The sequence below is a fragment of the Chryseobacterium sp. VD8 genome, assembly GCF_037149975.1.
In the GTDB taxonomy this organism is placed as follows: domain Bacteria; phylum Bacteroidota; class Bacteroidia; order Flavobacteriales; family Weeksellaceae; genus Chryseobacterium; species Chryseobacterium indicum.
Genome location: NZ_JBBCQL010000153.1, coordinates 1 through 11082, shown reverse-complemented (window position 1 = coordinate 11082; position 11082 = coordinate 1). Strand labels below are relative to the sequence as shown.

Sequence of the window (11082 nt, the reverse complement as noted above, 5' to 3'; positions counted from 1 at the left end):
GATCTGGCAAATGTTTTGGGCGCAGCAACAGCGTGTTCAAAACCGGTTTCAGATATTGGATGGAGACCTCACACAGAACACGTAGGACAGACAGGTAAGGCAATTTCTCCGAATCTTTATATTGCAATCGGTATTTCCGGAGCAATTCAGCATTTGGCAGGAGTTAACTCCTCTAAAACAATCGTAGCGATCAACAGTGATCCCGAAGCTCCATTCTTCAAATCCGCAGATTACGGAGTTGTAGGAGATGCTTTCCAGATTATTCCTGCGCTAACAGAGAAAATAAAAGCTCTTAAAGCATAAAAAAGTGGATGGGCAACAGTCAATTATTTCATGTGTAAATTTTAAAGTATATCTTTAAAAAATTCGCTTACGAAGTAAAACAGACAGTGTCATTAAATCACAATTCGCATATAAAAGCCCTTTTCGGGCTTTTATTTTTGTACAAAAAGTAAAAAAAACTTTGAAAAATTAATCTATATTTGTAGTTATGGATTATAAACAGTTAATTATTCGCGGAATATCGTACAGCCAGACACAATCCGGGGCGTACGCACTATTATTGGAACATGAAGAAACACATATTAAATTACCTGTTGTTATAGGGAATTTCGAGGCACAATCCATTTCTTTGGGGCTTGAGAAAGACATTCACCCACCTCGTCCTCTTACACATGATTTATTTACAAAATTTATACATTCTGCAAATTATGAACTTGTATCCGTTATCATCTATCAGATTGTAGACGGCGTTTTCTTCTCAAATATCAACTTTAAAAATAAAGCTACAGATGAAGAACTCATCTTAGATGCCAGAACTTCAGATGCGGTAGCAATGGCAGTTCGTTTTGATGCCCCTATTTTCACAACACAGCAGGTACTTAACGAAGCCGGAATTCTACTGGAACTGGAAGATGTAACCAAAGAAGAACCTTCGTTTTCCGAAACCGTTCAGGCGGAAGATAACCTAAAATCGATTTCGATGGAAGAATTGCAGAAGTTGCTGGATGAAGCGGTAAAAGAAGAAGATTACGATACTGCTCTTGAAATTCAGGAAGAAATCAGGAGAAGGAAGAAAAAAATTGACTAAAGAGATTATTTATACTAACTTATGAACTTAAAATTACGACTGACCATCTTAAGTTTTCTGCAGTTCTTCGTTTGGGGAGCATGGCTGATTACGATGGCTAATTTTTGGTTCGGTACAAAACATTGGGACGGAGCGCAGTTTGGTGCTGTTTTCGGAACCATGGGGATTGCTTCCATTTTTATGCCGACCATCACCGGAATTATTGCCGACCGTTGGGTAAACGCAGAAAGAATTTTTTCAGCGTTACATATTTTATACGGTATCGTGCTTTTCATTCTGCCTCATTCCGCAGATCCCGGTTCTTTTTTTACGGTAATGCTCGTTGCCATGTGTTTTTACATGCCGACTATTGCATTAGCCAATTCGATTTCCTATACTATTCTTAAAAACAGTGAACTGGATGTTGTAAAAGATTTCCCGCCAATCCGTGTTTGGGGAACTATTGGTTTTATTGTAGCGATGTGGATTACCAATCTTACGGGGAATAAAGCTACGGAAGGACAATTCTATATTGCCGGAGCGGTTGCTGTTTTCTTAGGAATATATGCTTTAACCTTACCAAAATGTCCTCCACAAAAATTAATAGACAAAGATGCGCCGTTATCCGAGCAGTTAGGTCTTAATGCTTTTAAACTGTTCAAAGATTACAAAACAGCATTATTTTTCTTATTTTCCATGCTTTTGGGGGCGGCTTTACAGCTTACCAATGCTTACGGAGACGTATTCCTGAGTGAATTTGAACATTTTCCTAAATATGCTGACTCTTTTGTAGTGAAAAGATCTACAATTATCATGTCTATTTCTCAGATTTCGGAAACACTATTCATTTTGGCAATTCCTTTCTTTTTAAAACGATATGGAATTAAAAAAGTAATGCTGATCTCAATGTTTGCATGGGTTTTACGATTCGGATTCTTTGCCTATGGTGTTCCGGAAGGATATGGCTTAAGTTTAATCATCTTTTCCTGCATTGTGTACGGGATGGCTTTTGATTTCTTCAATATTTCAGGATCACTTTTTGTGGAAACCACTACCGATAAAAAGATCCGTTCTTCAGCTCAGGGATTATTCATGATGATGACGAATGGTTTTGGAGCAGTTTTTGGAAGTTATGCAGCAGGTTGGGCGATTGATAAATTCTTCACCCACAAGTTTACAACAGCCTCTTCACTGGCAGATTATCTTGAAACAACGCCGGACAATCAGACTTTTTTAGGAATTCTGCAGAAGAGTTTTAATTCTGCGGTAAATCCGGACGGAACTTTATCTTCTATTGTAATGGTAAAAGACTGGCATAATATCTGGCTTTCTTTCGCTGCATATGCTTTGATTTTAGCTCTTTTATTTGCTGTTCTGTTCAAACATAAACATGCACCTATTCAGACATCGGATATTAAACATTAATTTTATCATACTGATAACGAATATATTAAATTGCACTTTCAAAAAAAGTGCAATTTTTTTTGATATTCAGGCAACCCTTTCAAAAATCTTTCGTCTTATAAACAGAAACTAATTAATGAAGAATTTAGAAGAGAATTTTAAACTGGCAAAAAAGCAGAATCGGAGAGGGCAGAAAGCTCTGTACGAAATGTTTTCGGCGAAAATGCTTGCCATAGCAAATTCTTATGTGAATAACCTTCATGATGCGGAAGATATTTTAATGAATTCTTTTTTCACTTGCTTTTCAAAAATAGAGGAATGCAGAGAATGGAAAAGCTTTCAGTTCTGGCTGAGGAAAATCGTAGTGAATAACTCGATTAATTTTATCAGGAAAAACAGAAATATCCTTTACACGGATGTTGAAATCAGCGAAATCGGAAATGTTGAGGAAAACTGGGAAGAAGAAATGGAGGAGCTTAATATGGAGGAAATTTTTTCAAAAATGCCCGATGGATACCGATTGATTTTCAATCTCTATGTTTTTGAAGAAAAAAAGCATCATGAAATAGCAGAAATACTGAATATTTCTGAAGGCACCAGCAAAAGCCAGTTGAGCAAATCTAAAAAATGGATTGCAGATTTTTTAAAACAGAAGCAAAATGAAAAACAATACGTTAAATAATTTAAAATCCGAGTATGAGAAGCTTGAAATAAAGCCTTCCGCCGATCTTTGGGACAGATTGGATCAGAAGCTGGATGAAAAGCCTGAAAATGCTTCAAAACAGTCCTTCGGATGGTTGAAATATGCAGCCATTGTCTTGCTGATGGTTTCTGTAGGAACAATTATTTATTTTAAAAATAAAAATAACTTTGACCATCAAAAAACCGGCTATCTTGTAAAACAACGTCTTGAAAATACTGTAAATCCCATAAATCCGGAATTCGAAAAACAATCTGTCGCTTCTGAGGAACAAAAAAACAATCAGGAAAATACGGTAAAAGCTGTTTTAAAAAATCAGGAAACGAATTCGGCTGAGGTTTTAAATTCAAAAAAAGAAGTCAAAATTCAAAAAATTTCGAGTCCTGTAATTGAAGAAATTGCAGTTATGCAACAGAGAACTATCGATATTAACCCCGACAAAATTAAAAGCGAAAATATAATTTTTTCTGCGATTGCCGAAGCAAAGAAAACAAAATCAGGCTATATTAATGCTGATGAACTGCTTATGGGAAGAGAATTTGATAAAACCAGAGAAGAAACGAAAAAAGATGATCGCAAATTCGGAGTTTTTAATATCAATAAAGTCTTTCAGAAAGTGGATAATGTAACGGTTCTTGGCGTAACGGTCTACACAGACACGAAATAGATTCTAATACTTTAAAATAAAAATTACTGTTCTTTTTTATGAACAGCGGTAAAATATTGTCTAAAAAATAAAAGAAAATACATGAAAACTAAATTTGCCTTAATGACTGCTCTTTTTGCTTTTTCCTACGCCTTTTCACAGGAAGTAAGACCGGAATTACGAAGCTATTCTAAAAAAGTGGACAGCATTGTAGTATCAGAAAAATCTAAAATGAATCTGGAGCTGGATGATCTGGATAAAAACTACAGAGAAAACAAAGTAAGCGCTGATGAAAAGCAGAAGCAGAGAACAGAAATCGCGATGAAATACGAAGAAATCATCAACGAAAAAATAAACAGCCAGAAAGAAGAGCTGGAAAATGCAACCAAAGGCATTGTAAAAGATATTGTGATGGGAAGATCCGGAAAACAGTCTATTGAACTTTTAGCTCAAAATAATGCGCTTCTTACGCTGAACACCTCCGGTAATAAAACCAAAAAAGACCTTTTACGCACGACCGATTTTAACATCGGTTTCGGTTTCATGAATCTTACAAAATCATCCTCTTCCCTTGCAATAGGCAATAAAGAATCCGGAATACGAGTAGGAAATTCTATGTCTTCACAAATGGAATTGAGAATGACGAGACAGATTGGCTCTTTGGTTTCTCCGGTATTTTACCGTATCGGTCTGGGATATCGGTCAGATTCTTTTTCACCGAAAAAAACAACAATTTTCACTCAGGATAAAAATGAAATCTCTATTTCGGATTTTAATACTTTCGCCGAAGGAAATTTAAAAAAATCATATCTCAAAAATCACTATTTTCTGGTTCCGATTGATTTTGTATTTGTCTTAAATCCTAAATATACTGTAGAAAACAATGAAAAAATGCTGGATAATTCCAAAGGAAATTTCAGAATCAGTGCAGGAGTTTATGGAGGCGTAAGATTTCTTACCCAAAACTATATCATTTACAAGAATGAAGAGAACAACCGCGTAAAATACAGGGAAAATATTCCAGACGCTGTTAATGCTTTTCTTTTTGGGGGTAAATTGTCTTTGGGATATGGTCCGTTTAATATTTTTGTGAAAAAAGATTTCACACCCATATTCAACGATCAGGCAAAAATTAATAACAAATATGGCGTTCAGATAGGATTGGAGCTGTTATATGTCAATTTTTAATATGAATCTGCATCATAGAAAAACACACTTTTTGGAGTGTGTTTTTTTTTGTATTTTGGCACTTTAAGAAATATGAAAAATATTCAGTTATTAGGATTGATATTGGTGGTTGCAGGAAGTTTTCTGCCGCTCGTTCACGTTCCCATCATCGGAAACTGGAATTATTGGAAGCTCGATCATTCTCTGGCAATAATCTGCTGGATTCTTTCTGCAGGAGCACTCTTTGGTATTGCAAACAATAATACAAAAGTTTCTAAAATTTTTGGTATTCTTCTGGTTGTTCTGTTCGTTTTTACGCTTATTGCCGTAAAACTTCAGGCTTCAGATTATTTCAGCTTTATGCCTTTTAAATCATGGCAGGATAAACTGGCAGGAATTGTAAAATTGAAATGGGGCTGGATCTTAGAATTTTTAGGAGCATTTATCATCATTTTAGTTAAAAATAATAAAGTAAAAGCATAATCACGTATGAATTTTTTGAAAATATTTTCGATCGGAGTATTTTTTCTGGGTGCATCGTACGCGAATGCACAGTCCCAGGAAGCGGTAAAAAAGAAACCTGTAGATAATCCTCCAAAATGTACTAATATTAAGGAAGGTAAGTTTTACAGGATGAATTATCCGCCCAATCTTTGGTATATGACCATAAAAGATAATATACAGACCGAATATTATAACGATGGTAAAGATTTTATAAAACTAACCATGGTTTTTGTGAGTGACTGCGAGTATAAATTAATTGCTGTTGAAAAAACCGAAAAAGAAAATCCTATTAAAGTAGGAGATATATTCACCAATAAAGTTATTGCCACGCAGGACAATTACATAAAAATTCAGTCAAAATTCGAAAATGACATCTATAATTTTGTACTGATGAAAGCGAAAGAGAACAAAAAATAAACAGAAAATTATAAGATTCGGTTTAAACTAAACGTAAAAAAATAGAATTATAAAAATGAAAGAAGTATTCATCGTTTCCGCAGTAAGAACTCCGATGGGAAGTTTTTTAGGAAGTTTATCTGCTGTTCCTGCAACGAAGCTGGGAGCTGTTGCTGTAAAAGGAGCATTAGAAAAAATTGGTCTTGATCCGAAACAGGTTCAGGAAATCTACATGGGGAACGTTTTACAGGCGGGAGAAGGACAGGCTCCGGCTCGTCAGGTAGCTTTAGGAGCAGGACTTTCAAACGAAACGCCTTCTACTACGGTAAATAAAGTTTGTGCATCCGGAATGAAAGCGGTTTCTATGGCTGCACAGGCAATTAAAGCAGGAGATGCAGACGTAATTGTTGCAGGAGGTATGGAAAATATGTCCTCAGTTCCACATTACTACAACGCAAGAAATGCAACAAAATTAGGCGATGTAAAAATGCAGGACGGAATGGTTCTGGACGGACTTACAGACGTCTACAACAAAGTTCATATGGGAGTTTGTGCAGAAAAATGTGCAGCAGACTACAGTATTTCAAGAGAGGAGCAGGATAATTTTGCCATCGAATCTTATAAAAGAGCAGCAAAAGCCTGGTCGGAAGGTAAATTTGCTGATGAGGTTGTTCCTGTGGAAATTCCTCAGAGAAAAGGAGATCCGATCATTTTTGCAGAAGATGAAGAATATAAAGCGGTAAATTTTGACAGAATTCCTACACTTCCTACAGTGTTTAAAAAAGAAGAAGGAACAGTAACGGCAGCAAACGCTTCTACACTCAATGACGGAGCTTCTGCTTTGATCCTTGTTTCTAAAGAAAAAATGGAGGAATTGGGACTTAAGCCTTTGGCGAGAATCGTTTCTTATGCAGATGCAGCTCAAGCTCCTGAAGATTTCACTACAGCACCTTCAAAAGCTTTGCCGATTGCTCTTAAAAAAGCAGGTTTAGAGCTTACAGACATCGATTTCTTCGAATTCAACGAAGCTTTCTCTGTAGTAGGTCTGGCGAACAATAAAATTTTAGGACTGGATGCTTCTAAAGTAAACGTAAACGGTGGAGCTGTGGCTATTGGTCACCCTCTTGGAAGTTCAGGATCAAGAATCATTGTAACTTTAATTAACGTTTTGAAACAGAATAACGGTAAATACGGTGCAGCAGCAATCTGTAACGGAGGAGGCGGAGCTTCTGCAATCGTTATTGAAAATATGCAGTAATCATTAGATTGATACATTCAGAATCCGGAAGTTTTACTTTCGGATTTTTTTTTGGAGCTTTTTCCCGCTTTCCGCACTCGCTATTTCGGGTTTCGGCGGCGGCGAAGCCGCCGCCGAAATCCGAAATGAGCTCAGACAAATGCTGCAATCGGGGCTATAATTCCAGACATCAATAGAAATTATCGGTAAAAATCATTTGAAAGGTTAAGAAACTTTTAAAAAATTAAAAGCAATCAAAAAAAAACAATATATAATTGAAATACGATAATTTTTCTCCTGAAAAATATTCTCTTCGGGCAAGAAATATTTATACTGAAGCCATATTTTAAATAGCACAATTTTAACGGAATAATAAAATTTTCTCCAAACCAAATAAAAAGCTCCGAATATTCAGCGGTTTTGCTATTTTTGTGTTTATTAATAATTATTTGAAATGTCTGAAATTGAGAATCTGCAAACTCAAAACATAAAGAATAATCCAAAGATCATGAAAGCCTGGGCGGTTTATGACTGGGCAAACTCCGTTTATTCTTTGGTAATTACTTCAACTATTTTCCCTATTTACTATTCCATTCTTACCACAGCGTACGAAAAAAAGGAATACGTGGCGGAAACAAAATCATGGATAGATGTCCCTGTAAGACATATGATTAAGATCTTTGGAGAAGAATATCAACCCGATGCGGTCTATGGATATTCCTTAACGATTTCCTTTTTCATAGTAGTTTTATTGTCTCCGTTTTTATCCTCTTTGGCAGATACGATAGGAAACAAAAAATCCTTCCTGCAGTTCTTCTGCTATTTAGGAGCTACATCTTGTATGGGATTGGCAATGTTTACCGGAATGCACAACGTATTCTTAGGATTACTCTTCAGCATTACTGCAAGTGTCGGATTTTGGGGAAGTTTGGTATTTTATAATTCCTTTTTACCGGATATTGCCACCAGAGACAAACAGGATGCACTTTCAGCAAAAGGGTATGTTTACGGATATATAGGTTCCGTAGTTTTGGTAGTGATTTGTTTAATATTAATTCAGGTTCTTGCAAAAGGAGCTGCACAACAGTTGCTTTTCACAAGAATCAGCTTTTTACTAACCGGAGCTTGGTGGTTCGGTTTTTCTCAGTATACCTTCAAACATCTGCCTCAGTTTGGTGATGTGAAAGAAAAACTTCCGAAAGATTTAGTCCTTTTAAACTATAAAAACATCTTCAAAAGACATAAAGAACAGGGTGGTTTCTTCGAAGTTTTAAAAGATAACTTAAGCTTCTATAAAGATATCGCCAAAGAAAGCTTTCATGAATTATTCAAAGTAGGAAAAGATCTGTTCAAAGACAGAAACCTGAAATATTTCCTTTCCAGCTTCTTTTTTTACAGCGTGGGAATGCAGACCATTTTCCTGATGGCAACACTTTTCGGGAAAAGCGAAATCAATCTTCCTCAGGATAAACTCATCGGAACACTTTTGGTCATTCAGATTGAAGCCATCATCGGAGCTGTAATTTTCTCAAGATTATCAAGAAAAATAGGAAACAAAAACGTAATTACCATTGCTATTATTCTTTGGATCGTTGCCTGTATCTGGGCATATTTCCTTAACAAAGAAAATCCGACAGTAGAATATCAGTTTTACGGGGTGGCTGCAGTCGTAGGTTTGGTAATGGGAGGACTTCAGGCAATGTCCAGATCCACTTATTCCAAGCTGTTGCCGGAAAACTCAATGGAGAACACTACATTTTTCAGTTTTTATGATGTATTGGAAAAAATTGCCATCATTGTAGGAACATTCGTTTTTGCCTTATTTATCGATAAATACGATTCTTTAAGAGCCATTTTCGCTAAAATTGATGTCATGTTGCCTTCCGCTTCAGGAATGAGATTTGCCGCGTTTTCAATGGCATTATTTTTCTTTGTAGGATTAATATTGATACGATTCTTAAAGCTGAATACCCAGAAAAAATAGTTAAATCATACTACAACAAATTAAGGCGCTTTATAGCGTCTTTTTTATTTATTTGATTTTAAATTAACGTGAGTTGATGTATAAACAATACAAAAATAGCAATGGGCTTTAGTCAAAATTTACAATCAATTTTTATTAAAGTTGATTTTGATCTGAAAACTTTACATCGGGCTGAAGACTAACGCTATTAATGAAATGTAGTAGTTTGATTATCAATTTATTTTAATCTTCTTATATCGACTCACGGTAAATTTACATACCTCATTATTTCTTTTGTATAGAAAACCATATAAACCTTAGTTTTCAGGCTTTTTTTTGTAAATTTATATCAATGTAATTCTGATTTTAGATTTAATTAAAATTTTAAGAATATTTTGCGGTTAAAATTTGTTAGAATTCGGCGCGGGATTTGCTCATATTCATCAGAATAGTATTAAATTTGCAGAAAAATTTATTTAAATAAATGACAAACCCATTATTTTACGCAAAAATCCTTTTGTTCGGAGAATACGGAATTATTGAAGATTCCCAAGGTTTGACATTACCTTACAGTTTTTACAAAGGTACCCTCAAATTCTCATCACTGGATTCCGAATTTGAAAAAAAATCCAATGATCATCTTAAAAAATACGCAGAATACCTGCAGAATTTAGTCCTTCCTGAGACTTTTGAACTTAATGTTTCAAAATTTAAAGAAGAAATTTCTGAAGGATTATTCTTCGACAGCAATATTCCTCAGGGATATGGAGTAGGAAGTTCAGGCGCTTTGGTTGCCGCAATTTTCGAAAGATATTCTATTTCTAAACACGAACCTGAAAATATTTCAAAAGACGAACTGAAAAGCCTTCGAACAGTTTTTGGTTTAATGGAAAGCTATTTCCACGGGAAAAGTTCAGGAATCGATCCTCTGATCTGCTACATGAATCTTCCGATTCTTATTGAAAGCAAAGAAAGTGTAGATAAAGTTGCCATTCCGGAAAGCGAAGCCGGAAAAGGAGCTATTTTCTTGATAGACTCAGGAATGACGGGCGAAACAGGACCAATGGTTCAGATTTTCTTTGAAAAAATGAAGACCGAAGGCTTCAGAAAAACCCTGAAAGAAGAGTTTATCCGCTATAATAACGCTTGTATCGATGCATTCCTTAAAAAAGATATGAATCCATTTTTCAGAAACCTTAAAAAACTTTCTCACTGGGCATATGAACATTTCCGTCCCATGATTCCGGAAAGTTTATTCAACGTCTGGAAAAAAGGCTTAGATTCCAATGCATATTATTTAAAACTCTGCGGAAGCGGCGGCGGCGGTTATATTTTAGGTTTCACCAAAGATTACGAAAAAGCAGAAAAAATGCTTGATGGCTTCCATAAAGAAGTGATTTACAGATTCTAAAAATTGTTGTGAATGAATTCTGAAAAAGAAACTTTCCAACAGAGAAATTATATTCAAAAATCTTTTTTTTACAGATTTTCACAATTCGTGGGCTTTCTTTTGGGAGCTCGCTTTTTTGTTGCCGTTCTGCTGATTTTTGCACTCTATGTTTCAACATTTTTCCTCTTTAATCAGGATGAAAATTTCAGAAAATTCGTATTTGATTTTAAAGTTCACGGAATTATTTTCTGTACGGTTCTTACGATTCTTGCCGGAGGAATCATCAACCAGTTTTACGATTTCGAAAAAGATCATGTCGTAAAACCTTTCAGAACAAGAATCCAGAGCTTCATTAAGCAGAAATATTTTCTTTACGCTTACCTCGTTTTAAGTGTGATTTCTTTGGGAGTTGCATGGATGATTTCGCATAATGTTTTTGTATTTTTTGTAGTTTATCAGTTCTTTATGTGGTTTTACAGCCATAAACTCAGCCGGATTTTAATATTAAACAATCTCACTTTTGTAAGCCTTACGTTGTATCCCTTTTTCGGAATGATGGTCTATTATGAAACCTTTTCGAAGAAAGTTTTACTCATGGCGGTTTTT

General features: G+C 35.4%; 12 protein-coding genes. All 12 read left to right on the top strand.

Features of this window, described 5'->3' with window-relative positions; translation table 11 throughout:
• On the top strand, window positions 1-303 hold a 303-nt coding region (locus WFK35_RS15545; protein WP_336733362.1), incomplete at its 5' end, for an electron transfer flavoprotein subunit alpha/FixB family protein.
• 187 nt (window positions 304-490) lie between these two features.
• Window positions 491-1090, top strand: a complete 600-nt coding sequence (locus WFK35_RS15540) for a bifunctional nuclease family protein (protein ID WP_214589869.1) — start codon at window positions 491-493, stop codon at window positions 1088-1090.
• A gap of 21 nt (window positions 1091-1111) precedes the next feature.
• Window positions 1112-2494, top strand: a complete 1383-nt coding sequence (locus tag WFK35_RS15535) for a nucleoside permease (protein WP_336733361.1) — start codon at window positions 1112-1114, stop codon at window positions 2492-2494.
• Window positions 2495-2609: 115 nt separating this feature from the next.
• Window positions 2610-3155 (top strand): RNA polymerase sigma factor, encoded by a 546-nt coding sequence (locus WFK35_RS15530; protein WP_336733360.1) that lies wholly within the window; start codon window positions 2610-2612, stop codon window positions 3153-3155.
• Window positions 3133-3840, top strand: coding sequence for a hypothetical protein (locus WFK35_RS15525; RefSeq protein ID WP_336733359.1), 708 nt, complete (start codon window positions 3133-3135; stop codon window positions 3838-3840). The genes WFK35_RS15530 and WFK35_RS15525 overlap by 23 nt, the downstream gene beginning before the upstream one ends.
• Before the next feature lie 81 nt (window positions 3841-3921).
• Window positions 3922-5007, top strand: a complete 1086-nt coding sequence (locus tag WFK35_RS15520) for a hypothetical protein (protein WP_336733358.1) — start codon at window positions 3922-3924, stop codon at window positions 5005-5007.
• Window positions 5008-5079: 72 nt separating this feature from the next.
• Entirely contained in the window at window positions 5080-5469 is a 390-nt protein-coding gene (locus WFK35_RS15515) for a hypothetical protein (RefSeq protein WP_290265397.1), read from the top strand.
• 6 nt (window positions 5470-5475) lie between these two features.
• Window positions 5476-5907 (top strand): hypothetical protein, encoded by a 432-nt coding sequence (locus tag WFK35_RS15510; RefSeq protein ID WP_336733357.1) that lies wholly within the window; start codon window positions 5476-5478, stop codon window positions 5905-5907.
• Window positions 5908-5962: 55 nt separating this feature from the next.
• Window positions 5963-7144 (top strand): acetyl-CoA C-acyltransferase, encoded by a 1182-nt coding sequence (locus WFK35_RS15505; RefSeq protein WP_214589863.1) that lies wholly within the window; start codon window positions 5963-5965, stop codon window positions 7142-7144.
• Window positions 7145-7577: 433 nt separating this feature from the next.
• Complete coding sequence (locus tag WFK35_RS15500) at window positions 7578-9107, top strand: MFS transporter (RefSeq protein WP_214589862.1); 1530 nt, start codon at window positions 7578-7580, stop codon at window positions 9105-9107.
• 463 nt (window positions 9108-9570) lie between these two features.
• Entirely contained in the window at window positions 9571-10497 is a 927-nt protein-coding gene (locus tag WFK35_RS15495) for a mevalonate kinase family protein (RefSeq protein WP_336733356.1), read from the top strand.
• 12 nt (window positions 10498-10509) lie between these two features.
• Window positions 10510-11082, top strand: a 573-nt coding sequence (locus WFK35_RS15490; protein ID WP_336733355.1) for a UbiA family prenyltransferase, incomplete at its 3' end; no start/stop codon positions are given.